The following is a 24,329-nucleotide window of genomic DNA, read 5'->3' as shown; positions in this document are numbered from 1 at the left end:
ATGTAATTAAACCGGCTTACAGAAGAGGGAATAAGCGGATGAAAAAAACGATAGGCATGTTCGCCCATGTGGATGCAGGAAAAACCACGTTGGCGGAGCAATTGTTATATATGACCGATACGATTCAGGAGCGCGGCCGCGTGGATCATCAGAGTGCTTTTCTTGATCGACATGACGTTGAAAGGGAACGGGGCATCACGGTATTTGCCGATCAGGCCACCATGTATTTTAACGGATCCACTTATTATTTAATCGATACGCCGGGTCACGTCGACTTCTCGCCGGAGATGGAGCGGGCGATTCAAGTCATGGACGCTGCCGTCGTCGTTATAAGTGCCGTGGAAGGTGTCGAAGGGCATACGGAGACGGTATGGCAGTTATTGCGCAAACATGGCGTCCCTACGTTCTTGTTTATTAATAAAATCGATCGGGAAGGCGCGGATGTGGCGCGTGTGTTTGCAGAGATTCGGAGTGAGCTTACCGAAGACGTCTGTATGATCACAGAGGAGGATGTGCTGCACGAAGGCGTAATGAAGTCCTCGGTCATTGAGGCTATCGCGGAGCGGGACGAGAAGCTGCTGGAGCAATATATGGAACAGGGATATGAGGTTTCACGGTGGCTGGATACGATGACCGCGATGATTAGGAAAGGGCAGCTATTCCCCTGCTTCGGCGGATCAGCTCTGCAAAACGTGGGCGTGTCCCATTTCTTGCAGCAGCTGGATCTGCTGACGGTTACGGACTATGATCCCGGGGCTGATTTTGCCGGAAGGGTATATAAGATTCGCCATGACGAACAGGGCGCAAGGTTAACCTATATCAAGGCCACGGGCGGAACGCTGCGGGTGCGCGACGAAATGACTTATTTTTCCGGAACGGAGACGATCACGGAGAAGGTGACGCATATCCGTTTGATCAATGGGGGTCGCGTGACGAATGTCGATCAGGTGCATGCGGGTGATCTGTTTGTCGTTACGGGTATTTCTTCAGCTGCGGCAGGGGATGGCCTTGGGACTCTGGGGGGTGACCGGACGGTATATGAGCTTGTACCGACACTGAAGTCGAAGGTGCTATTCGAGCCCTCGATTCATCCCAAGGATATGCTGCGCGAATTCCGTCTGCTCGATGCGGAGGATCCTTCCCTGTCTGTGCAGTGGGATGAGCATGCTCAGGCGATCCATATCCATATGATGGGGATCATTCAGCTTGAAGTGCTGGAACGCATCGTGTCCGAGCGGTTCGGTTACCGGATCACCTTCGGTGAACCGGAGATTCTATATAAAGAGACCATAATGGAAGCCGTCGTAGGCTGTGGTCATTTTGAACCGTTGAAGCATTATGCGGAGGTGCACCTCCGGCTGGAGCCTGGGGAGCGGAACAGCGGCATCGTGTTCGCCAATGCTTGTCATCCCGATGTGCTCCCGGTCAATTATCAGCATCTGGTCGCCCAGCATGTCGGCGAGAGGGATCATCACGGGCTGCTTACAGGCTCACCCGTCACGGACATCAAGATTACCCTGCTGAAGGGGCGGGCGCACAACAAGCATACGCACGGCGGGGATTTCAGGGAAGCCACCTACCGTGCGTTACGCCAAGGCCTGGAGAAGGCAGCCAATATGCTTCTAGAGCCTTACTATCACTTCAAGGTAAAGGTGGATGCCGAGTATATCGGACGGTTGATGTCGGATCTGACCCAGGCGAAGGCAAGCTTCGAGCCGCCGGAAACGGCGGGAAACAAAGTGACGGTCACGGGATCGGCTCCCGTATCGACCATGATGAATTACAGCATGGAATTAGCCGCCTACACGAAGGGAAGAGGTGCGATATCCTTGGTTTACGGCGGATATGGCCGGTGCCATAACGAGGCCGAGGTCATTGAACGTAAAGGATACGATAAAAATGCGGACCCGGAATACAGCTCCTCTTCGATATTTTGTGCGAAGGGAAGCGGATATGCGGTGCCGTGGGATGAAGCGGACCGTCATATGCATGTGTAAAGTGGCGGAGGAGAATAGGCGTGCAGGCAAGATGTGCGCGCTAGTGGAATATTCGCCGATTTCATATTGCTCGTGACAAGTGAATGGTGCAGCAATGAACTTAATGATGTGTAGCGAGGCAGAATGCTGCTGTGAAAGGCAATCATGCGTAAGCGAAGCCGTTATTAGCAGGATTAAATATCAATGACATTAATTATGTAATGGAGTATATAGACAATCGAGCGATTATGTTAACGATGTTGGACTATATAAGCACACCCGATGATTCAATTTAAATCCGTAATGAAATGCACACGCGAGATATGAAATCATCCCGCGTGCGCATCGTAAAGAGGTTTTATGAAGAGAGCGATCCTTTTTCAACAGGCTGCTGTCGCGTTGGCCGCATTGTCCAATAAGTAATGGCGGTCGTAATCAGCATTAACACACCAGTCATCAAGAATACCGAATGAATGTTAAAGATGCCGCTGATCATGCCGCCCGCGAGCGGTCCGGCCATCCCGCCAATTTGGTTGGCTGTCTGGTTGAGGCTGAACGCCCGCCCGCGGAATTCGCTTGGCGTATGTTTGACAACAAGGCCGTTGAGTGCCGGGAATACGGCACAGAAGAAGGCGCCGTAAGCAAAGCGGATGGCCGAGAATGCCCAAATGTTGCTGAACAGGATTTGGGCGAGCGATCCGATACCGCCGGCGAGCAGACCAATCAGCAGCACCTTTTGGAATCCGATTTTGTCGGATAAACGTCCCCAGCGGGCCGCAAACAGGATGCTGGCGATCCCGACGATGGAGAACACAAAGCCGGCAATCATCGAGGTATGTGATGAAGAGCCGCCGATTTGAGCGATATACAGCGGCAGTACGGGCTCGATCGTCATGACGGAGAACTGAGTCAGCACCGTAAGCATGAGCACGGTCATCAGCGCCTTGTTATGTCCGGCGACCTTAAACGTGTTTATGACGGAGACGCGCTCTTTGCTGGGTACGAATTTCTCTTCCTTGACCCAGAATATGACAAGCAGCGTGGCTGCGAAGCACAGCATCCCTGCCAATCCGAATGCCATTCGGTTGCTGAACAGGGAGGCCAGGGTGCCTCCGATCATCGGGCCCATGATGCCGCCGGTTGCGGTTGCCGTGGACATCATGGAGAGTGCGTAGCCGACCTTTTTCTCGGGGGTATTGGTGCCTACAATGGCTATTGCACCCGGGATAAAGCCGGAGAGAAGGCCTTGGAGCAGGCGGAGAATCAGCACCTGATACTCATTCGTGACGAACGCCATCAGAATATAGATGACAAAGAGCACCAGCCCCGCGCGGATAATCATCGGTTTGCGTCCATATTTATCCCCGACGGCTCCCCAGAAGGGAGAGGACAAGGCGCCCGCAAAAAAAGCGGAACTGAACAGCAGTCCCGACCACATTTCCGTATGCTTGGTAACGCCGAGCTCAATCAGAAAAAGCGGGAGAAATGGTATGACCATCGAGAAGCTTGATGAAACGATAAATGAGCCGAACCATAGTATCCATAAATTCTTTTTCCAGCTTTCCATGTCTTCTTCATCTCCTGGTGTGCGATTTGTTGTAATCCTTCGAGCTTCGCCTCCTGTCTTTTGAAATGGGATAATGATGTATGTATTACATTTTTAGAGATAGCAAAAGTATGAACTTCGAGACTTGAGTCCTTGTTCGCCGAGAAGCTGCAGGAGTTCCTGCAGGAGAATCCGTAGGTTTACCGTCCTGGAGAAGGCGCTGCGCTTATCTCGAAAGAAAAACTTCCTCTACATGCGGTCTGTCATCTGTGAAGGTACGTCGATAGACGTTTTTCTTGAGAGATAAGAAAGTTGTTCATATATACATTGTGACATCCCAGCAGCGGGAGGCCGGATATGGATAAAGCAAAACGCCCCACTAATTTGGCAAACTGGAATGAACCAGACTGCCGCGCTAAAGCGAAAGGCGTGCAACTTCATCCTACACCACATGTTTTGGATTGGGAAGAGGCGGGGAATGGGGTTGGAGCGGTTGACGGCTCTTTTGGAGATGGGTTGGAACCGCCGGCTTATCGCATAAATAAAGGGCTTTCAGGATTCCATAAGACGTGGATGCAATATCGTAAAAATTATTTTTTTAGGGAGATCTTATATGAGAGAAACGCTGAAGGATCTATATTCAAATACGTTGTTCCAGCAAGTGACCGACCGGTTGAAGGAGGTTTATCCGGCATTCGATTCGAACCGGTTCATGGAGCTGATTCATAATGAAGCCTGGGGACAAGAGGAGTTCAAGCAGCGCATCCGGCATATGACGCTGGCCTTAACGGACACGCTGCCTGCTTCTTACCCGGAAGCCGTTCAGATTCTGAAACAGGTAGCCCCACATTTTAGAGGCGTGGAATATGTGTTCTTCCCTGACTATGTCGAGGTGAACGGGATGGAGGATCTGGAGACCTCGATGGAGGCTTTGGCGGTATTCACGCGTTCTTCCACGGCGGAGTTTGCGGTTCGGCCTTTTATCATCCAGGATCAGGAACGGATGCTGGCTCAGATGATGACATGGGCACAGTCCGATGACGAGCATTTGCGCCGGTTGGCGAGTGAAGGCTGCAGACCACGCCTGCCTTGGGCACCGCAGCTGCCGGCCCTGATTAAGGATCCGCGTCCGGCGCTCCCGATCCTGGAGCAGTTGAAAGAGGATCCTTCCTTATATGTTAGAAAAAGCGTTGCCAATCACTTGAACGATATCTCCAAGGATCACCCGGAGCTTGTGCTTGAGATCGCCGCTAAATGGTATGGCAAACATCCGTTAACGGATTGGATCGTACGGCATGCGCTGCGTTCGCTGCTGCGGAAGGGGGATATCCGGGCACTGGCCATTTTCGGATATGAGGAGCTTGAAGAGCTGGAGGGACTTGAGGTGCGCGAGCTGCGGATCAAACGTTCCGTGATCGCAATGGGCGATGATCTGGAATTCGCTTTTCAGGTGGTCAACGAAACCGGCTATCCGATGGCGCTCCGCATCGATTATGAGATCGATTATATGAAGGCAAACGGCAAGCTTGCGCCGAAACGCTATAAATGCTCGGACAAGATCTATGCGCCGGGAACCTGGAAGGTGGAGAAGAAGCAGTCATTTAAACCGATCTCCACGCGTCGTTTCTATTCGGGTGATCACCGTCTTCACATTGTTGTGAACGGCAAGCGGTTGGCGAGCATGGTTTTTGTGCTGGAGGGTGCGGAGTAAGAGTAGGAGGGCATGGTGCAGGACGATGTACTGGCAAACTTGAAGGCAGGTCGTGCACTGGCAAACCTGTGATGAAGGAATCCAGGAACCAGTTGACGGTTGGGGCGATTTCGTTCCAACGTTGTGTACATCGTGCGCACGGTGCGTGCTTCGCGGCATGCTTGGATGGCTATCGACCGCTGAGATGTTAAGGAGGTTCTGACTAAAGGATTTTGAAATTCCAGTGCGGTATCCCTGGTATAAAGGTAAGGGAAAGTAATCTCCATATGTAAAAGAAAAGAGATAACACTAGCCCCGCACGGATAATCATCTGCTAGTAGCAGTCGCTGAGGATGATGTGAGGCAAGCCTTCCGATGGGAGGGCTTGTTTATTTTTCTTTTAAAGATGTTATGGCTATGAAGATAACAGGGAGTCAGATCATCACAGGGAGTTTAACGTCCGCGTCCCGACCAAACTAGATAATGAACCGCAGGCAAGCGAAACCGAGTGTGCTATGCGGATTATGGCAACACTATCAAAAGTGTGGAAATCAAGTTAGCAGGTAGAAGAGAAGCCGGACTTTTGGTAAACTAGATAAGTTGAAAAGCTTTCGAAGCATTTACAAAATCAATTGATATAGATGTCGGAGGCCCTGTTCTATGAACATAGAGTATGGCTTGCAGGTTTCAATGAAAGAATAGTAGTACACAGCACGCCGGCTTGAACCGGCCTGGGAGGATATAGATGGACACGAAAGCACTACGAAGAGAAGACGTGGAGCTGCTGGCACCGGCAGGGGATTGGGATTGCATGCGGGCCGCGGTGGCGAACGGGGCGGACGCGATCTTTTTTGGGGTCGAGAAATTTAATGCGCGCGCACGGGCGAACAATTTCCGGATGGACGAGCTGTCCGAGATTATGGCCTTCTTGCACAGTTATGGGGTTAAGGGGTTCCTGACCTTCAATATTCTGGTGTTCGAGAACGAGCTGGAGGATGCCAAGGAACTGATCGATGCGTGCGTAGATGCAGGCGTGGATGCGGTGATTGTACAGGATTTGGGGCTGGTGAAAATGATTCGCGAGATTTCCCCGGACTTCCCGATCCATGGTTCTACGCAAATGACGATTACGTCGCCGGAGGCCGTTGAGTTCACGAAACCGTTCAATATGGAACGTGTCGTATTGGGACGCGAGAACAATCTGAAGCAAATCCAGAAGATCGGGGAGCAGGCGAAGCTCCCAATGGAAGTATTCGTGCATGGTGCATTGTGCGTGTCATACTCGGGCCAATGCCTGACTTCCGAAATGTGGGGCGGTCGTTCCGCCAACCGAGGGGAGTGCGCGCAGGCCTGCCGTCTTCCGTACGATCTGATCGTGGATGGCGAGCAGAAACCGATGGGTGATGTCGCCTACCTGCTCTCACCGAAAGATCTGGCTGCGATCGATCTGATGCCGGAGCTGATTGAAGCGGGCGTGACCTCGTTCAAGATTGAGGGCCGGTTGAAGACTCCAGAGTACGTGGCTAACGTTGTGAGCAAGTATCGGAAGGCGATCGACCGGTATTTTGACGGCGAAGATGCGAGACCGAGCAAGGAAGAGGTTCGCGAGCTGCAGCAGAGCTTCTCCCGCGGCTTCACGCATGGCTTCCTGGATGGAACGAACAATAAAAAGCTGGTTGAGGGTACGTTCCCGAAAAGCCGCGGTGTGTACCTCGGCCGGGTGGAACAAATTCTGCGTGACGGTGTCGTCTGCAAGCTGGATGCGCCGCTGAAGCGTGGAGATGGTATTGTGTTCGATGCCGGCGACCCAACGAAAAAAGAAGAAGGCGGACGCGTCTACGACGTGCGCCGCAAAGGCGTCAAGCTGGAGGGCGAAGCGCAGGAAGGCTGGATCGTCGATATCGTTCCCGGCCGGAGCGACGTGGACCTGCGCAAGCTGCATGTGGGCGACCGGATCTGGAAGACGAACGATCCGGCGCTGGATAAGCGCCTCCGTCAGACGTACGAGACGGAGAAGCCGTACCGGGTATTCCCGGTACATGTGCGTATCAGCGGACGTCCCGGACAGCCGCTGTCGACCTGGTGGACCGATGTGCAGAAGGGCACGACGGTCCAGGTGGATTCGGAGCTGGAACTGGAGATAGCCCAGAAGCGGCCGCTCAGCCAGGAGATCCTGGAGGAGCAGCTTGGCCGCCTGGGCGGAACGGTGTTCCAGCTTGAGGTACTCGACGTCGACCTGTATGGCGACGTCATCGTGCCGATTCGCGAGCTCAACAGCATCCGCCGCCGTGCGGTGGAGCTGCTCGCTGGCGAGCGGCCGAAGCCGCCCGTGTACGTGAAACGGGCGGTGTCGGTGTATGGCGATGCGGCGGTGCCCGCAGCGCCCGTGGCTCGCGGTGAGGCGAAGCTCACCGCGTTGTGCCGCAGCCTCCCGCAGGTTGAGGCTGCGCTTGCGGCTGGCGTCGAGATGATCTACGCCGACTTCGAGTTCATCAAGCAGTTCCCGGCAGCGGTGGAAGCCGTGCGTGCAGCTGGCAAACAGATTGCGCTGGCAACGCCGCGCATTCACATGCCGGGCGAGAACGGCTACCACAACAACATCCTGCGCCTCCAGCCGGACGCTGTGCTGGTGCGCAACACCGGTGCGCTGTATTTCTACCTGCGCCACCGGATGGAGAACCCGGGGGCGAAGCATCCCCGGCTGATCGGCGACTTCTCTCTGAACATAGCCAACCACAAGGCGGTTGACCTGTTCCTCGAAGCCGGATGCGACACCGTCACGCCTTCCTATGACCTGAACATCCAGCAGATGGTGGATCTTCTTGGGAAGGCGGACACGTCCAAGATGGAGATCGTCATCCATCAGCATCTGCCGATGTTCCATACGGAGCATTGCGTGTACTGTACGTTCCTCAGCGAAGGAACGGACTTCACGAACTGTGGCCGTCCGTGCGAAGAGAGCCGGGTATCCCTGCAGGACCGGATTGGCATGTCCCACCCGGTACGGGTTGACGAAGGCTGCCGTAACACGGTATACAATGCCATCGAGCAATCCGGCGCCGAGTACCTGGCCAACTTTATGGAGCTGGGCGTATCCAGCTACCGCGTGGAGTTCCTCGAGGAAACGCCGGAACAAGTCCACGAGGTCATCGATCTCTACAACCGCGCCCTGCGCGGCGAGATCAGCGGCACCCAGGTGTGGAAGAAGCTGAAGGCGACCAACCAGCTTGGCGTTACGCGGGGGCAGTTGGTGAAGTAAGGAACGGATTGTATACAACATGTCTGACCTTTGAAAGGGTCAGGCATGTTTTTTTGTTTTTAGAATAGGATGAGGGGTGCTTAATGTGCGCTGCATTCGGGACTTCAGTCCCCTATATGCATGGTGAGATTTATACGACAATTGTTTATAATTGGAATCTATTGTTTTATTTAGTGATAGAATCGAGAGAACAGCTTGTTATGGATTAAGAGTAAAAAGGTGGGGAAATATGATTTCTAAAAAATATATGCTTTGGCTCGAGTTACTTACCTTATTAGCTGTAGTCCTTGGGGGGTGTAAAGACGTGAAGGGAAATGAACAAACAGCAATTATAGAGGAAGCACAAGAGGTGGCAATTACGCACTTTCAAGAAGAGTACGGTTTAGAGGTCCGAATAACGAAACAAGAGATGCTCACTACCTATGTGGCTTCCCAAGTAAATATGGAGGGACACGTGGCCGGAGAGGAAGAACAGCGATTTAACATCTCCGTTAATTATAAAGATTGGACCACCTTGAATACGTTTTTGAGTCCGGAGTTGAATGATGCGCTTAATAAGGGGAATAGTTCAAAGAAGAAAAATGAGACATATAAAATGAGGACCATATAAATATAAAAGCAGATCAATTTGAGAACAACGATAATAGCGGCTAACAACTGCAAATAGTTGCTTTGTTTTAAATAGGAACTCTGATTTCCAAAGGAGTTCGTGTATTCAAACGCGGGGGCGGCAGTTGGTGAAGTAAGGAGCATGCGTATTACGTATATATCGAGCTACCCTAAGCTCCTTTTTGCGTCGGAACGCTTTGTTTCAGCTCGTTCATGGCGGTGCTTGGATCGATAATGGAATAGAAATCCGACGTTCGGCTCGACGATCCACCCGAAGCCGCGTTTGATCCAGGAAGAGGATAGCAGCCAGGTCAAGAGTGCGCCGAGCAGGATCAACAGCAGTTTGCCTCCCATGGATCGGAACGCTTCGAACCCGTTGAGATGCAACATCGTTTTGACGATGAACCCGTGAAGCAAAAAGACGTACATGGTATTGACCCCACGGTCGGTGAAGGGCGTCTTCGACACCGGGATGAGGGAGAGGACACACAGTCCCATGATGATAGTGAACGCGTAGGTGATCATTCTGTAGAAGCCTGCATACCACGAGTCCAAGCCGAACTCCAGGTAAGGCATCGCCCCGTAGAACCAGTTAGTTGGCAGGATCGGCGATATGACGTACAGCAAGGCAAATCCGGCGGAGAGCAGGATGATCGATAGCAGTTGAAATGGTCGGGCCTTGATGGCATCCAGCCATTCCCTTTTGAAAACATATCCGATGAGAAAAAAAGGCAGGAAGTACAGCGTGCGCGAAATGCTCGCGTAATAGTCGACATCGATCGAGTACCCGAGCATGATGGACATCGTGAAACAGATGACAAGCGGGTATTTGAGCATCAGCAGGTACGGCAGAAGCATTTTCCACAGCATCATGCTGAACAGGAACCACAGGATCCAGTTGGGGTAAAAGTACGTGAAATCGAGCCGATCCAAGCCTTGCATGTAATAGTCGAACAGGGTATAAAGCGTCTCGAATATGAAATACGGCACGACCAGTCCCGACAGCAGGCCGACGTATTGTTTGGGGGATTGAATGCATTTGGCAAAATAACCGGCCGCAAAAATAAACAGCGGCATATGAAACGAGTAAATGAACTGATAAATCGCTCCCATTGCTGCTTCGCCGTTAAACGGCTCGATGAGATGCCCCACGACCACCAACAGGATCAGTATGAATTTGAGGTTATCGAAATAGACGTCTCTCTCTTTCATCAGTAACCAGCTCCTTTGGCTTTATAGTCCATCGAAGTTTCGTACTAGTATATCGGACGATAGTGGGGCTTTCCATGGTTAAATTTGGAAGGCGGCATTACGACTCTAAGAAAGCTATCTCCACAAAAAGCTTCATGGCTGGAGGCGCTAACATCAAATGAAAAAAGCAGGTATAAAAACAATACTTACCCTTGGATCAATTAAGGTATGATAACGGATCGTGCCATTTTCGGGAATGTGCAAGTTGTGGCTTACTCATGACTGGAGCTTGAGCATCGTATGCAGATCAACCACGAATGCGGTGAGACGTTTTTGGCCTTTACTCTGAAGATGTCTGACTTTGACTAAAATCATTTTTAATGTCGAATGACCATTCGGAACATGCTACAATAGCATTATTCGTGGGAACATACGGAAATGGAGCGATAGTTAGAAATGAACATTCGTAAAGCGATCATACCAGCAGCGGGACTCGGCACTCGCTTCCTACCGGCTACCAAAGCGATGCCGAAAGAGATGCTTCCCATAGTGGACAAGCCGACCATCCAGTACATCATCGAGGAAGCAGTAGCTTCCGGCATTGAGGATATTATCATCGTAACCGGGAAGGGTAAACGGGCGATCGAGGACCATTTTGATTCTTCCTTTGAGCTGGAACATAATCTAGCGGAGAAGGGCAAGTGGGGACTTCTAGAAGAAGTTAGGAAGCCATCTGACATGGCTGATATCCATTATATCCGGCAGAAGGAGCCCAAGGGGCTCGGACATGCCATCTGGTGTGCGCGCAAGTTCATCGGGGACGAACCGTTTGCAGTGTTGCTTGGTGACGACATTGTAGAGTCGGAGGTCCCTTGCCTGAAACAAATGATGAAGGTCTACGACACCTATCACTCAGCCGTTGTAGGCGTGCAGCCTGTAGCTTGGAATGAAGTTGATCGGTACGGCATTGTGGACGGCCTAAGAAAATCGGAAAGAATCTATGAAACGTCGAGGCTCGTTGAAAAACCTTCACGAGATGAAGCACCCTCCAATTTGGCCATTATGGGGCGTTATATTTTACCCTCGGTTATTTTTGATTTACTGGAGGATCAAGAAGCTGGTAAGAATGGCGAGATTCAGCTTACCGATGCTCTGTCTGTACTAGCCCGCCGGAGTCCAATATTAGCCTATAATTTTGAGGGCGTACGCCATGATGTTGGTGAGAAGATGGGCTTTATTCAGACCAGTATTCACTATGCACTGCAGCGAGAGGAATTACGAGAGGATTTATTAGCTTATATGAGTAAAGTAATGGAGAAAGTGAGATAGTCTTATAGGCAAAAATATAGCGGGTGTGTTCCGGTAGATATTGACCTACCGAACGCACCCGCTATTTTACTTAGAATTGAAGATCTGACAGCTGCTTGATGTTTTGCTCCGCATTTGGATCAACTTGCTTTAACTTCTCAAGCAACGCTTCGTCGCTCTGGCCTAGCTTCTGAAGCGAAGCAAGGTACCATCTGACTATCTTTTGAGCAGATGGCTGAGACAGGTCATCCTGGATGCCTATCTTGAGCGCATTTGCCGCCTGCTCCGGTTGATTCATCATGTAGTACATTTTGCCTGTATGGAGGATCATATCTGGTGTGTTCTCAAATGAGCGCCCTTGCAGTTGTCCTTCCGGCAATGTACTTAAATGCTGAATACCTGTCTGAACCTCGGCAAACGCTTCGGTTGCTTGCTTGAAGTATCTATCCTTCGAAGCGTTGTCACCCGTACCAATAGCCTTCATGCCAAGATCATAACCTTTATTGATAATTTGTTCGGACCAGCTAATGTCCCATTTAAATTTATAGGCATTGTTGATAAGAACTTCATAGGCTTGCTCCGGTTGCTGTTTCATTTCGTAACTTTCAATTAATCGACGTAGCATAGACTTGTTATATGGTTCAGCTTTTAACGCTTTGTTAAGTAGATCAACAGATGCGTTATAAAAATTCTCATCTTGATTTTGCTTATATACCGTCTGATAGAGTGATGCTGTTAACAGTAGCGAGTCAGGATGACTCGGGCGGATACCAAGGTCTTTGTCTAATGGCGCTTTAATCTCTTCAAACGAAGTGCTAACCTGAACGACTCTGCGTGCTTCCATTCCCGAGTCTGCGGCTTGTACATACCCGATGGATGTAATCATAACGAGAATAGCGCAAAGTCCGACGACTGCACTATATGCACCTCTGGCAGTTGAATCTTTGAGGCTCCATTTTTTCACTGGCTTATTATCCATAACGGCAGCCATTCCGCCAAGTCCCAGGAATACAAGAATTCCCATGAACACATAACTCATGTTAAAGTCCAAAATGCTGTGGATCAGTATCGATAGAACGATAATGAAATATAGAAAATGGCTGCTGCGCTCTTCCTCATTACTCTTGATATAACCGCGAATATACTTGTAGAAAATATACAGGATAAACGACATGAATATCACAAATCCGACAATTCCAACCTCGATCAAGTACTGTAAAAAGAAGTTATGTGCTTGACGGCTTGTGTATGGGTTGTTTTGATACTGCTCATAGAGTGAAGCCCATGCTCCGCCTCCGGCTCCGATGATCGGGTAGTCAGCCAGTACCTTCATGGCGTCTTTATAGAATGTAAAGCGTTCCAGAACACTATGCTGATTAAAGTTAATATTTTCGAGTCGGACGCTGATGTTTTGTGGCAGTATATTTTTCAATCCAGTACCGATGAATAGGAAAATCAGCAGGCCTCCAATAGCAACGGAACCGAGTGGAATCCATAAGTTGGAGGTTTTTCTAGCAGACCAATTGTCTAAAGACCGTTCAAGTTTGGGAGCAATAAAACTTTGTATAGCCCATCCGAGGAGTCCTACAATAGCGGACACACCAAGCAAAATTCCCCAGCCCTTAAGGGCGCCACTGCTGCTAAAGGTTTCATTTAATTTCAACCCTAACTCTGTTACCGGTTTAGAAATGATCAGTGAAGTCACGCCCGCTATACCGCAGTACAGGATCCACAATAATTGTTTAGCTGGCTTCAGGAATAAGAGTAACAAAACAAACACAACAGGTAACATCACCAGACCGCCCCGAGACAACGTCAAGAGCAGCGATACAATGATGGGTACCAGCATGAAGCTATGAAAGGCTTGACTGTACCATTTTCGAGATGTCGTAACGAAAAAGACTGCCGCGAAAAGGAATGCCATTAGAAAAGCCGCATAGGTATTGGCGTATTGGAATACGGAAGTGAGTCGCAGACCGTTGGAGTCAGTCATGACGGCATGAGTGTACGTACCGTTTAAAACGGTATTGGAAAACCATTTCGCAATGGCACCTGCAGTCTTGCCCTGCCCAAACCAATGGAGCAAACCGAAACCAACAATAAGATATGATACAGCCATAATTGTATTTTTAATGATTCGATTTCCCAAATTCTCGCGTAACACATATAATCCGATGATAAACATAATGGCGTAGATACAATTAATGATGACCATATTCATGGCAAGAACATGAGAGGCGGCGCTAATGAGTGAGAGTATGTATGTTGCGGGAAGTAAAAGCACACTCACAGCTAGCCAATCTCTTTGATCTTGTAGTTGGATGCTTTTATAGGAATGAGCAATCCAGAGAATTATTAGTAGACATGCTAAGATAGCAGCCCAGAAAATCGGTTTCTCAAATTCTAGCATTTGTCCGTTAAATAGAGCAGTCTGGAACGGCGTCCAAGCCAGGAACAAAATAATTCCTGAAATCAACACCCAAAATAAAGGCGATCTTGTCTTAGCTTTTCTCGACGTGGTGGCCTTTTTACCGTATACTGGATTCGACAACGTAATTAGCTCCTTTTCGTGTAGATACGACAATATTTTAGCATAAACGAATAGGAAGGAGCCAGATATTGCTTTAGTTATGGCCGGAAGCTTGTTACCGCTATTTGGTGAACATAGAATCTACTTTTGTGTATTTATAAAGGATGCATGTAGTATACTTATGAGAACTTCATGACAATATATATAGAAAAATTCGCTAGTAGTATTCCTAGTGGATGAGTTAAACGATGTAAAATCATGGAATTAAAGCCCGGGCTGCGACGGCCTGATTTCGCCTCGGGTCGACGGTTGTGCTTGTATTACTGAATTTGATAAGGGTTACAATCTTCTTTTCAAATTAGATCACATTATTCAACACACAAGATTTAGTAGGGCCATACCACAATTAACTACTAAATTTTGTGTGTTTAGTCATCTTCAACAGTGTCAACTTAAAACTAACAAGTACATGAACACACTTCAGAACTTAGATTTCTTTAGTGAGCATGTCTGTTGCCAAATGAATGGTGTGAATAAAAATTTTATTGAAAATTGCTGGAGGTGTCACATTTTTATGGAGTACACTGGGGAAAGATTTATTCCAAGCCATGATGGAGCAGAGATAGAGGCTGAGCATATTCATAGATATAAAATTGTTGCTAAGAATGTTAAGGATTTGAGAGTCTTAGATGCCGGATGTGGGACGGGGTACGGTTCTTTCATTTTGTCCCAAGCTGCCAGCAGTATAGTAGGGATTGATATTTCTGACGAAACCGTCTCATGGTGCCAAGATCATTATGGAGCCCAAAATAACTTATCATTTATTCAAGCTTCTCTGGAAAAATTGCCATTTCCTGATTCAGAATTCGACTGTATTGTTAACCTTGAAGTAATCGAGCATGTTAATGAAGAAGTTCAAAATGCTTTTTTAAAAGAAGCAAAGAGAGTTCTAAAACCTACAGGATTTTTAATCATCTCCACACCGAACAAAACGGTGTATACCGATAAGAGTGGATATCACAATCCGTTCCATATTCATGAATTCTATCCCGATGAGTTTAGAGATTTTTTATCAAATGAATTTGGAAATGTTTTGATCTATAATCAGTCTCTGTTTATGGTTTCTTCAATCATTGATGAGTCGAGTCTGGATTTAAATGTTCGAATGTTGAAAAATAAAGATCTTGACGACGTGGAAAAATATATGATTGCGGTGTGCAGTGACGATAAAAATACTTTATCGCAGGTTGATTTAAATTCTGCTTATAAGTATGACAACCCTATTGGTACCTCGATTGCAACTCTTTACGGGGCTGAAGAAGATAATATATATACACAGTTAAACAAGCAAAATGCGGCAATTAAAGTGCACGAGGATAATCAATTTTCAATAACGTTTGATATATCACAGTTCAATAATGCGAAAAGTTTCAGATTCGATCCTATTGAAAATCAATTTTGTATATGCAGTATCCAAGAAGTTCTAACAGATGGAGTTGTTGAAAGCTCACTGCCATTAAATGCTTTGGAATACTACAGAACAGGCTTTGTTTTTATGAATATAGATCCTCAGTTTGAAATCAAGGGTGAATTCGCAGGAGCAACTTTTATTACTATAAATGGATATTTTAAAGTATTAAATCAGGTTGAGTTAAGTGAGTTCATTAATGGTTTTTACCATAGAATGACGGAAGCAAGTAAAAATAATACTTTTTTGCTTACGCAACTCTCGGAAATGTTTGAAAAAACACAAAAAGAGCTATCTTCCCAAATCGATGTCTTGCAGGTTGAAGGACAAAGCAGAGAAGAAAATCATCAAATTTTGCAAAAACAGCTTGATAAACAGATGGACAGAATTGAAGAGTTACACACTAAGTTAAATGAATTAAACGCAAAATCAGAAGAAGAAAGGAATTATTTGGAGAATTTAACCTCTTTAGTTCTGTCACAAGGAGAACTTTTGAAAGAAACTAGAGAATTAGCAGAGAAAAGAGGCTTCTTATACTTTTTTAAATCGTTGAAAAATAAAATAAAAAAATAAATCATCGACTTTAAAATTCAAGAGACTTGATGAGCAAGAAAGGTATACGGTATATGCTGATTTTGCTTTATTAAAAAGGAGTGTCAAAATGCAAGTTAGTGTAATTATAGCGGTATATAATAGAGCTCCGCTACTGCCATCTTTGCTAGAGCATTGGAGAATCGTCGATCAAGCTACAAAATATAAATACGAAATTATATTTTCGGATGATGAATCATCTGATAATTCTGTTGCAATTTTGGAAGCATGCAATGATTTGCCTGTTAAGGTTCTTAAAAACCAACATGGTGGAGCGGCCAAGGCGCGAAACAACGCTTATCAACATGCAACAGGGGATATAATTATTTTTACTGGTGACGATATTTTTCCTGAACCCAATTTCATTAACGAGCATTATGAATCCTTTTTGAAAAATGGAAGTAAAACCGCCATGCTTGGAAGGATTGAATGGCGAGAAGGCATTCAAATGAACCATCTTATGAAGCATATTACTGACATTGGATGTGAGCAATTCGGGTTTGTCGGCATGAAGCCATTTGAATATGTTGATTTCAGGCACTTTTATACCTCTAATATTAGTATTGCGCGCAAAGAGCTCCAAGAATTGGACTGTCTGTTTGACCAAAGGTTTGAAAAATATGGATTTGAGGACATTGAGCTTGGATATCGGTTATATAAAAGAGGAGTTCAGATCTTATATAATCCGAATTGTCTTGCCTATCATGATCATGTTTATTCTAGTGTAGAAAAATTTTGCAAACGACAGCTTTCGGCAGGAGAAGAAATGAATACCTTTAAACGTCTGCACCCTGAGCTAAGTGCCGAAGAAATAAAAGTGAATATAGACGAATTTAATGAAAAATATGAAAGATATGTAATGTCCCATAAAACAATAGATTTTATTGGGGATTCCGGCCGAATATTGGTTTTTTTATTCAAACACTTTACAAAAATTTTAGAAAAGTTTTTGGCTAATAATAACAGCTATTTGGTTGAGAGGTTATGCTCAAAATTATACTCTATTGTATTTAGCTATTATATGTACCTTGGGCTTGCTTATGGCTATGATAAATGTGCCTCAGCTAAACCTTCTCAAGCCAAAAGATACGTGTTCAGATATTTGTTTTTTGGTAAAACACAGGTTTTCTATGATAAGGATAACAACTTTACAGAAGCCAATTCTGTCGTTTTTCATACAGCCGGTGAAAAAAATGTAACAATAGAAATTGATATGCGTGACAAACCGAAGGGAAGAATTCGCTTTGATCCGTTGGATCACTTTTGCAATATTAAATTGAACTTTGCCCAAGCGCATTTATCTGATGGAACTGTTCAAGCAGTGACCTTTGACTATTCAAATGGAAGTCTGTCGGGTGAGAATAGGTATTCTTTTTCCAATGAAAATGATCCGATTCTAATCAGTTCATTTTTACCTCCTGATACAAAATTCATTAAAATCGGGTTTAGTCTGGATTACTTGTTATTAAAAAGATTTTTGAGAAGCCTGAAAAACATATTGAGGATGCTTAGAAAGCTGCCAAGAAAACTTCTGAATTATTTTGAAAAAAGAAAAAATCTCAAAAGCAACGAATTTGTATTGGATCAAGTGGACAACTCCGCCAGAAGAGGAGTATGGGTTCATGTAATCGTTCCAGAAGGACAAGATGCACATAATTTATTGCAAAATTATCAAAACATTTGTGCGGTTCTGCCTGATGTTCGTATTGAAACATATGGATCTGGTTCGAGTGTTGAGTATTCTGAATACATTTATAAGATTACAGATGTTGAGTATGCTTTGGAGAATACACAGTTTCTAAATGCCATTCTCTGTTTGTTGGAGTATGATTACGATTTTGCAATCCTGTCTGATAGTTTAGATTACTATCCCATCGTAAGTGGTTACTCTATTGAAGATTCAGTAATCGAAAAAAAATCCCTATCAAGGAATGATGGAGAATGGAATAATTCTGGTGATGTTGTTGGTAGATTCATTAGACTCCCAGGCAGTCGTAACTTAGACCGGAAAATTGATCTTTCGGGTACCATGTCTAACTTCAAGCCCCAGGGGAGCCTTATATTTAATAATGAGTTACGGACTGTTCATTGGAATAATGACATTGGAGTTAGACAAGTAAAAAAAGATAAACCCATTATATTTGTTTTACCTGTATTTATGGCTGTCGGTGGTGTCGAAAAAAATACTATCGAAATTATGAACCGGATACAAGATGAATTCGATTTTGTAGTCATTACTTTTGAGCCTCACCGTGTAGAACAGGGGAGCTTATACAGCCAAGTGGCAGATAAATGTTTGGCGTATTTTGATCTTGCTGAAATTTCTACGTTTGATCACTATATTTTCAATCTCGAGAAATTAAAAGAAATTTATAATCCTGATCTCGTGTGGATATGTAACAGTTCTCCATGGACTATGGATAATGCTTCAAACATAAGGCGAGTTTTTAATGGCGTTCCGATTGTTGTTCAGGATGTCTATGATTACAAATATGGATGGATTGAATACTACAACAGACCTGCTGTACATTCATATGATCGATTTATTGCTATAAATAAAAAGATAGAAAGTAAATTTATTACCTCTTATGGGATAAACCCGGATGATATTGACTTGGTATATTCAGCAACGGATACGAAGAAAATTCGGACAGCCATTAATGATAATTATTCCAGGCCGGAGATTCTCAAGAGTTTTAATTTGGATCCGGATAAATTATATTTTGCATTTATGGGTCGTTTTACTGAACAAAAGCAACCTAGAAAAGTGTTTCAGCTGGCCCAATATATTACAACCCGATATGAGAATGTTGACTTTGTAATGGTAGGAGATGGAGAGGCCTCGGCAGACATAGAAAGACTGATTGAAGGAAGCGGGCTGAAAAGCCGCATACATCGGATAAAATACATATCCAATGTTTCCGAATTTATAAAGGCAATTGATGGATTGGTCATGGTTTCTCTATTTGAAGGGTTGCCTATTGTGTGTATTGAAGCCATGTGTGTAGGCACTCCTATATTCTCCACTGATGTGGGTGATATCGCTCTATTCGTAAATGAAAATAGCAACGGGGTAATTACCAAAAGCCACGAAATCGAAGATATCAAAGGTGATTTCGATCGTTTTTATGCTGACTTGTCCCAATATAAAGAAAATGCCATTAACTGCACAGAACAAAGTCTAGAGTTCTTTTCTTCTGAAAGAGCAGCTGGCTTAATGAAAAAAAGTTTTGAAAAGGCTATGAGAAAATACAATAACAGTGAATTGGAAGTTGGGATTGGGAGGTAGTATGTTGAATTCAGTTCTGGACATGTGGAGAAATAGAAAGCTCCTTATAAATATGTCTAAAAGCGACTTTAAAAGTAGGTTTTCTGGCTCATATTTCGGAGTTGTTTGGGCAGTCGTTCAACCTCTTATGACAATACTGATTTTTTGGTTTGTCTTCCAAGTAGGCTTTCGTGCGCAGCCGATTTCAAATGTACCATTTATATTATGGCTATGCGCGGCCATGATTCCGTGGAACTTTTTTGCAGATGCAATTATAAATGCAACAGGAGCTTTTACAAGTTATTCTTTTGTTGTAAAGAAGCTGGTTTTTAAAATAGGTTTATTGCCTTTGGTTAAAGTGACTTCTTCTTTTTTTCTGAACATTGCTTTTAATGTGCTTTTAATTATTATATTTACACTATATGGAATGTTTCCAGGAATCCATTTGATTGACATTTTATATTATAATTTTTGTATCTTTGCTTTAATTACTGCATTATCATATTTTTTATCAACACTTAATGTATTCTTCAAGGATACTACGCAGATTGTTGGAATCTTGCTTCAATTTGGAATTTGGTTAACACCTATTATGTGGGTGGAAGACATCATCGCTGAACCCTATAGATGGATCGTTAAATTAAACCCAATTTACTATATTGTTAATGGCTATCGAGAAGCTTTAATTAACAGAGTATGGTTTTTTGAACATCCCAATCAGACACTGTATTTTTGGGGCATTACAATAATTACTGCTTTGATTGGCATTGTATTCTTCAAAAAAATGAAGCCTCATTTTGCGGATGTTTTGTAATTAGTCGCTATATCTTGTTTCGACGAAATTGGTGTGTAATTGGAGGTAATTCATTTGTCAGATGCCTTAATACAAATAAGGAACTTATCCAAAATTTACAAGTTGTATCAGACTCCTATGGATCGGGTAAAAGAAGTCATTAGTCCTACTAAAAAAAAATATCATAAAAAGTTTTTTGCATTAGATAATGTCTCTTTTGAAGTGAAAAGAGGAGAAACCGTTGGAATCATCGGTAAAAACGGTTCGGGAAAGTCCACTTTGTTAAAGATGGTTGCAGGCGTGTTGACGCCTTCATCAGGCTCTATTGACGTGGAAGGGAAGTTGTCTGCTTTATTGGAGCTTGGAGCAGGGTTTAATGGTGACCTGTCTGGAATGGAGAATATTTATCTGAATGGGACTCTTTTAGGATACTCGAGGGAGTATGTCGAAAAAAGTATCCCTTCAATATTGGATTTTGCTGATATTGGCGATTTCATTCATCAACCAGTTAAAACGTATTCGAGTGGTATGTTTGTCAGATTGGCTTTTGCAATAGCCATTAATATTAATCCCGAAATTTTGATTGTGGATGAAGCGCTTAGTGTCGGGGATATGCGGTTTCAGCAGAAATGCTACCGTAAGATCAGGGAAATAAAGAAAACAGGAACAGTCTTATTTGTAAGTCATGATACAGGGGTTCTAGCTAGCTTTTGTGATCGAATTATTTGGTTGGATGGAGGCAGAATTTTCAAAGAGGGACGTCCCGATAAAATTTTGGATGAGTATCAAGCCTTTATGAGTTATGACGTTAAAGAAATGGAAGCCGTCACTGTATACAAAAGTAGTGACATCGATTCAGAAGAAGTTGAAGAAGATATGGGACAATCTCGCCCACAGGCATTTGGTAATGGGGATGGTTTTTTTGAAACGGTAAGACTGATTAATCAGGAAACAGAGAAAAAGAGCAGTATTGTTGCAGGTGGCGATCCAATTTATATTGATTTCACCCTAAAAATTATTAGGCATATAGATATGCCCATTCTGGGTTTTACGTTAAAAGATCCACTAGGTAACACTGTAATCGTAACGAATACTCATTTTGAAAAGATTCAACTGGAACCATTGGTGGCAAATCAGCGATATCATTATCGCTTTGCACTCGAATTTCCTTATTTGCGAAGCGGTAAATACTCTCTCGACATTGCATTAGCAAATGGAACCTACCAGGCACATGAGCAAATTCAATGGATTAATGATGTGTTGATAATTGTCGTTAGAGATCCACGCCCATATCAAGAAGGTCGTGGATATCTGGTCCCAACTGAAATTACATTAGAAAAAGTTAATTAAGGGGATAGAGTGGTATGTTTTTTCGGAAAAAGAAAATACCTTTTGACCAAAATAAAAAGGTTTCAGTAGTTATTCCGCTGTATAACCACGAGCATTATATAACTGATGCAATAGAAAGTGTACTTTTTCAAAGTTATGAAAATCTAGAATTAATCGTAATCGACGATGGATCTAAGGATGACTCGCTGAATGTTGCAAGATCTTTTAAGGATGACCGGATCACTGTAATAGCGCAGGAAAATGCAGGAGCACATAATACGATTAATCGTGGTCTTCATATGGCAACAGGTGATTATCTTACAATATTGAACTCTGACGATCTGTATGAAAAGAACCGTTTGGAGAAATGTGTAAGGCTTCTCCAAAGTGAGCCTGATGTTCATTTTGTTTGCTCTTACATTAAAATTATTAACGATACAGGAGACGTGCTGGGAATAAAAAGGGGCTGGGAGAATATGGAGCCGTGGCCTTTTCCGAATAAAGAGAAAAGCTTTGCCAAAGATAAAGATTTTACCAGAAACTTATTGATGTCAAACTTCATATCTACAACGAGCAATATGGTTTTTACTAGAGAATTATTTGAGATAATAGGCGGAATGCGTAACTTAAAGTTTGCCCATGACTGGGATTTTGCATTGCGAGCTGCAGAACAAACAAAATGTGCTATTATTAGTGACAGTCTCATGCGGTATCGGATTCATGGAACAAATACCATAAAAACTAATCGAAAGCATATGCTTTTTGAAATATGCTGGATTTATGCTGCTAACCTCCACCGCTTTGAGGGAAGCGACATTTTTAATAATAATAATGAGATTGATTTTGAGGAAATGGCTGAATCAATTAATGTTCAAGGAAATGATAAGATGGTCTGGCTATTGAGGTCCTATATCAATTCTGCCCAAAAGAAAGGGATTAATGAACCTGAATTAGAGTTGTTGGATCGGCAGAATTTAAGAGAAAGTTTGTTTAAATATATTGTTGAATAGTCAACTAAAATCAGATGGTAATAAATTATGAGGAATGATGGAATGATGGAAGGATGAAGAAGGAAACATATGTAATTTTGGGATGTGGTTATTTAGGTTACCATCTTGCGAATTATTTCCACGATGAGAATAAAGATGTGCGGATTATTGGAAAATCTTCTTATTATGTAGATAAACTACATCCATCTATTACCTTTTATGAAGCAAATTTATTTAACGTTGAAGATTATGAAGATGTTATTCCAGCAAACAGTATAGTTATTCATGCTGTTAATCATATTAATTCAACTAATAGCTTTATTGATCTTGAGTATGATTTACAGTCTAACTACACTTCTTTTATTAAGCTTATCAATGTTTGTGAGCGAAAAGAAGTTCGTAAGTTTGTTTTTATATCTTCAGCAGGAACAGTTTATGGGGATACTCAGGTCAGTCTTATACAGGAAAGTCACCCTCTAAGACCAGTTAATATATATGGATTGCAAAAAGTGTATTTTGAGAACTTGCTGAGAATAAAGATGTTGGAATCCAATGAATTTCATTACGTTGTGTTAAGAGTATCGAATCCTTACGGTGGTCAACAGGATCCCTTAAAGAAACAGGGGATTATCCCCATAATGATTAATAAAGCACTTTCCGGGGAAGCAATCGAGTTATGGGTAAGCCAAAACACCGTTAGGGATTTTATTTTTATTAATGATTTTCTTAAAGCGACGGATCTAATTATTAAGAAAACCAAGAGCCGCGGCGACGAATTTAATGTTGGAAGCGGACAAGGTAATTCTCTGGCTAAAGCTATTGATTTGATAGAGGAAGCTACTGGTAGAAAAATAGAAGTTGTGCATAAAGCAGCTTGTACAGCAACTATTCACTCTAATGCATTAAACATTTCAAAAATAAGAGAAATGGGTTTTATTCCTCGCTACTCATTAAAAGAAGGAATCGATCAACTAGTGAATCAAATGGCATAGTGAAAAATAGTTCATTAGCTGGGAAGGGGATTTATCAATAATGAAGGGCATTATTTTAGCTGGAGGTACAGGTTCACGTCTATACCCACTTACAAAGGTCACTAATAAGCATCTTTTGCCTGTAGGAAAATATCCTATGATTTTTCATGCCGTTTATAAACTAAAACAAGCAGATATTACAGATATTCTAATTGTCACTGGCAAAGATCATATGGGTGATGTAGTAAATCTTTTGGGTAGCGGTCGTAAAATGGGCGTAACCTTTACATACAAAGTACAAGACGAGGCTGGTGGCATTGCACAGGCACTCGACTTGGCTGAACACTTTGTTGGTAACGATCAAATGGTAGTTATTCTTGGTGATAACGTATTTAAGGATGACATCTCTCCGTTTGTTGACAATTTTCGCAAGCAGGTTACAGGGGCAAAGCTGTTATTGCAACAGGTTCAGGACCCTCATCGTTTTGGCGTAGCAGAGCTGCAAGAAGACCGCATTATTTCCATTGAAGAAAAACCGAAAGAGCCGAAGAGTAATTTTGCCGTTACAGGCATTTATATGTTTGATCATGGAGTCTTTGACATTGTTAAGACACTTAAGCCATCCGGCAGGGGCGAATTGGAAATCACTGATGTAAATAATGCATATATTAAGAATGGGACTCTTACTTTTGATATACTTGAGGGCTGGTGGACAGATGCGGGTACTCATACTTCTCTGGCAAGAGCTAATGAATTGGCAAAGGAAATCTTATTTGGAGAAGAGTTTGGAAAACTGAAGTTGTAATGACAA

General features: G+C 44.1%; 16 protein-coding genes. 13 read left to right on the top strand and 3 right to left on the bottom strand.

Annotation, left to right across the window (positions count from 1 at the left end):
- Window positions 1–38 precede the first annotated feature (38 nt).
- Window positions 39–1,997: a translation factor GTPase family protein gene (locus MKY82_RS31160; RefSeq protein ID WP_339294998.1), complete on the top strand. Its 1,959-nt coding sequence runs from the start codon at window positions 39–41 to the stop codon at window positions 1,995–1,997.
- Between the two features lie 337 nt (window positions 1,998–2,334).
- On the opposite strand, the gene MKY82_RS31155 is transcribed toward MKY82_RS31160, so the two are convergent.
- On the bottom strand, window positions 2,335–3,543 hold the full coding sequence (locus tag MKY82_RS31155) for an MFS transporter (protein WP_194539880.1): 1,209 nt from the start codon (window positions 3,541–3,543) through the stop codon (window positions 2,335–2,337).
- Between the two features lie 336 nt (window positions 3,544–3,879).
- Here MKY82_RS31155 and MKY82_RS31150 point away from each other — a divergent pair, with 336 nt between their 5' ends.
- From MKY82_RS31150 to MKY82_RS31135, 4 genes are all read left to right on the top strand, one after another.
- The gene (locus MKY82_RS31150) at window positions 3,880–4,251 is read left to right on the top strand and encodes a hypothetical protein (RefSeq protein ID WP_339294997.1); all 372 of its coding nucleotides are present in this window, start codon (window positions 3,880–3,882) and stop codon (window positions 4,249–4,251) included.
- Entirely contained in the window at window positions 4,136–5,233 is a 1,098-nt protein-coding gene (locus MKY82_RS31145; protein WP_339294996.1) for a DNA alkylation repair protein, read from the top strand. Before MKY82_RS31150 ends, MKY82_RS31145 begins: the two co-directional genes overlap by 116 nt.
- Window positions 5,234–5,957: 724 nt before the next feature.
- Window positions 5,958–8,471, top strand: coding sequence for a DUF3656 domain-containing protein (locus tag MKY82_RS31140; RefSeq protein WP_339294995.1), 2,514 nt, complete (start codon window positions 5,958–5,960; stop codon window positions 8,469–8,471).
- Window positions 8,472–8,700: 229 nt separating this feature from the next.
- The gene (locus MKY82_RS31135; protein WP_339294994.1) at window positions 8,701–9,081 is read left to right on the top strand and encodes a hypothetical protein; all 381 of its coding nucleotides are present in this window, start codon (window positions 8,701–8,703) and stop codon (window positions 9,079–9,081) included.
- A 164-nt stretch (window positions 9,082–9,245) separates the two neighbouring features.
- Here the strand turns inward: MKY82_RS31135 and MKY82_RS31130 are convergent, their stop codons facing one another.
- Complete coding sequence (locus MKY82_RS31130) at window positions 9,246–10,292, bottom strand: acyltransferase family protein (protein ID WP_339294993.1); 1,047 nt, start codon at window positions 10,290–10,292, stop codon at window positions 9,246–9,248.
- Window positions 10,293–10,727: 435 nt separating this feature from the next.
- Between MKY82_RS31130 and galU the strand changes: the two genes are divergently transcribed.
- Window positions 10,728–11,600, top strand: a complete 873-nt coding sequence (gene galU, locus MKY82_RS31125) for a UTP--glucose-1-phosphate uridylyltransferase GalU (RefSeq protein ID WP_339294992.1) — start codon at window positions 10,728–10,730, stop codon at window positions 11,598–11,600.
- A gap of 70 nt (window positions 11,601–11,670) precedes the next feature.
- On the opposite strand, the gene MKY82_RS31120 is transcribed toward galU, so the two are convergent.
- Window positions 11,671–14,130 (bottom strand): O-antigen ligase family protein, encoded by a 2,460-nt coding sequence (locus MKY82_RS31120; protein WP_339294991.1) that lies wholly within the window; start codon window positions 14,128–14,130, stop codon window positions 11,671–11,673.
- Between the two features lie 553 nt (window positions 14,131–14,683).
- Between MKY82_RS31120 and MKY82_RS31115 the strand changes: the two genes are divergently transcribed.
- The 7 genes from MKY82_RS31115 to MKY82_RS31085 all read left to right on the top strand — a co-directional run bounded on the left by MKY82_RS31115 (window position 14,684) and on the right by MKY82_RS31085 (window position 24,323).
- A complete protein-coding gene (locus MKY82_RS31115) occupies window positions 14,684–16,150 on the top strand; it encodes a methyltransferase domain-containing protein (RefSeq protein ID WP_339294990.1) in 1,467 nt (488 codons plus the stop codon).
- 88 nt (window positions 16,151–16,238) lie between these two features.
- Window positions 16,239–19,457, top strand: coding sequence for a glycosyltransferase (locus MKY82_RS31110; RefSeq protein WP_339294989.1), 3,219 nt, complete (start codon window positions 16,239–16,241; stop codon window positions 19,455–19,457).
- Between the two features lies 1 nt (window position 19,458).
- On the top strand, window positions 19,459–20,250 hold the full coding sequence (locus MKY82_RS31105; RefSeq protein ID WP_339294988.1) for an ABC transporter permease: 792 nt from the start codon (window positions 19,459–19,461) through the stop codon (window positions 20,248–20,250).
- Window positions 20,251–20,304: 54 nt separating this feature from the next.
- On the top strand, window positions 20,305–21,579 hold the full coding sequence (locus MKY82_RS31100; RefSeq protein WP_339294987.1) for an ABC transporter ATP-binding protein: 1,275 nt from the start codon (window positions 20,305–20,307) through the stop codon (window positions 21,577–21,579).
- Window positions 21,580–21,593: 14 nt separating this feature from the next.
- On the top strand, window positions 21,594–22,568 hold the full coding sequence (locus tag MKY82_RS31095; RefSeq protein ID WP_339294986.1) for a glycosyltransferase: 975 nt from the start codon (window positions 21,594–21,596) through the stop codon (window positions 22,566–22,568).
- Window positions 22,569–22,621: 53 nt separating this feature from the next.
- The gene (locus MKY82_RS31090; protein WP_339294985.1) at window positions 22,622–23,539 is read left to right on the top strand and encodes an NAD-dependent epimerase/dehydratase family protein; all 918 of its coding nucleotides are present in this window, start codon (window positions 22,622–22,624) and stop codon (window positions 23,537–23,539) included.
- 40 nt (window positions 23,540–23,579) lie between these two features.
- Window positions 23,580–24,323, top strand: a complete 744-nt coding sequence (locus tag MKY82_RS31085) for a sugar phosphate nucleotidyltransferase (RefSeq protein ID WP_339294984.1) — start codon at window positions 23,580–23,582, stop codon at window positions 24,321–24,323.
- The last annotated feature ends 6 nt before the right edge of the window (window positions 24,324–24,329 follow it).

This window comes from Paenibacillus sp. FSL W7-1279 (assembly GCF_037969845.1).
Lineage (GTDB): Bacteria > Bacillota > Bacilli > Paenibacillales > Paenibacillaceae > Paenibacillus_AQ.
Note: the sequence above shows the minus strand (reverse complement) of the source record. Positions and strands in the feature narration are given on the sequence as shown.

What these genes read in the sequence shown, in the direction of transcription:
- MKY82_RS31095 (WP_339294986.1), top strand. Translation starts at nt 21,594, where the DNA reads ATGTTTTTTCGGAAAAAGAAAATACCTTTTGACCAAAATAAAAAGGTT.
- MKY82_RS31160 (WP_339294998.1), top strand. Translation starts at nt 39, where the DNA reads ATGAAAAAAACGATAGGCATGTTCGCCCATGTGGATGCAGGAAAAACC.
- MKY82_RS31085 (WP_339294984.1), top strand. Translation starts at nt 23,580, where the DNA reads ATGAAGGGCATTATTTTAGCTGGAGGTACAGGTTCACGTCTATACCCA.
- MKY82_RS31155 (WP_194539880.1), bottom strand. Translation starts at nt 3,543, where the DNA reads ATGGAAAGCTGGAAAAAGAATTTATGGATACTATGGTTCGGCTCATTT.
- MKY82_RS31090 (WP_339294985.1), top strand. Translation starts at nt 22,622, where the DNA reads ATGAAGAAGGAAACATATGTAATTTTGGGATGTGGTTATTTAGGTTAC.
- MKY82_RS31110 (WP_339294989.1), top strand. Translation starts at nt 16,239, where the DNA reads ATGCAAGTTAGTGTAATTATAGCGGTATATAATAGAGCTCCGCTACTG.
- MKY82_RS31145 (WP_339294996.1), top strand. Translation starts at nt 4,136, where the DNA reads ATGAGAGAAACGCTGAAGGATCTATATTCAAATACGTTGTTCCAGCAA.
- MKY82_RS31115 (WP_339294990.1), top strand. Translation starts at nt 14,684, where the DNA reads ATGGAGTACACTGGGGAAAGATTTATTCCAAGCCATGATGGAGCAGAG.
- MKY82_RS31105 (WP_339294988.1), top strand. Translation starts at nt 19,459, where the DNA reads ATGTTGAATTCAGTTCTGGACATGTGGAGAAATAGAAAGCTCCTTATA.
- MKY82_RS31130 (WP_339294993.1), bottom strand. Translation starts at nt 10,292, where the DNA reads ATGAAAGAGAGAGACGTCTATTTCGATAACCTCAAATTCATACTGATC.
- galU (WP_339294992.1), top strand. Translation starts at nt 10,728, where the DNA reads ATGAACATTCGTAAAGCGATCATACCAGCAGCGGGACTCGGCACTCGC.
- MKY82_RS31150 (WP_339294997.1), top strand. Translation starts at nt 3,880, where the DNA reads ATGGATAAAGCAAAACGCCCCACTAATTTGGCAAACTGGAATGAACCA.
- MKY82_RS31140 (WP_339294995.1), top strand. Translation starts at nt 5,958, where the DNA reads ATGGACACGAAAGCACTACGAAGAGAAGACGTGGAGCTGCTGGCACCG.
- MKY82_RS31135 (WP_339294994.1), top strand. Translation starts at nt 8,701, where the DNA reads ATGATTTCTAAAAAATATATGCTTTGGCTCGAGTTACTTACCTTATTA.